The sequence below is a fragment of the Acinetobacter endophylla genome (genome assembly GCF_053543775.1).
This window is the reverse complement of the sequence record NZ_JBLVOM010000104.1, coordinates 1-755: the sequence shown is the minus strand read 5'-3', so window position 1 is coordinate 755 and position 755 is coordinate 1. Positions and strand designations below refer to the sequence as shown.

General features: G+C 44.2%; 1 protein-coding gene. It reads right to left on the bottom strand.

The genetic code is table 11. From position 1 onward, the window contains the following. Positions 1-755 (bottom strand): hypothetical protein (locus ACNPNW_RS05480; RefSeq protein ID WP_448766672.1); only part of this gene is annotated, 755 nt, incomplete at both ends.

Here is a 755-nt window from a genome sequence, read left to right as displayed (position 1 = left end):
CACCCGCGTCGGAACCAATCTTGAAAGTGACTGGTACATCAATACTACCACCCTGTGCGTTGATTGAAGGTGCATTATTTGCCTGATAGACCAGTACCCATGTACCAGCACCTACCTGTTGAACATTTGTATCTTGTACAGTTACACCCTCTGGCACATTTTCGATCAAGATACGAACCACGTGTTCACTGCCATCATGGTCAATCGAAGCGACTTTCAGATTAACGGTCACAGTATCCGTTGCAGTCAGTGTTGCGGTGTCTGGAGTAGCATCATCATTTGCATGTTGATCTAATGATGAAGTGGTATTGCTTGTTCCAGAAATACCAGTAACAGATAACTTAACAGCATCGGTAACTGCACTCGCCGTTAATTGTAATTGTCCCTCTTTAACCACCGTGTCCGCTGGTGCGGTTTGCACCGAACCATAATGATTATCGGTCACTTCATATTTATAAGTGAAGATGCCCTGATCACCATCACGCTGATCACCACCTTTAGCTGCCAAGGTTTGAGCTTGTTCAGCAGTCAATTCGTAGTAGTCCACCCCATCAATGGTTTTGATTGGTAAGCTTGCATTACTTAAAAGAACAGCCGATGTGCCTGTACCTAGATATAAAGTATACTTTGCACCTGCCGCCTGATTCTGTGCAATCCAAACATGTCCCAAAGTTTCGTCATTGTCACCATTTACATGAACAATGCCAAAATTCAGGGTCGTAATTTCATCTTCAACCAGTGTCGCACTGGTCGTT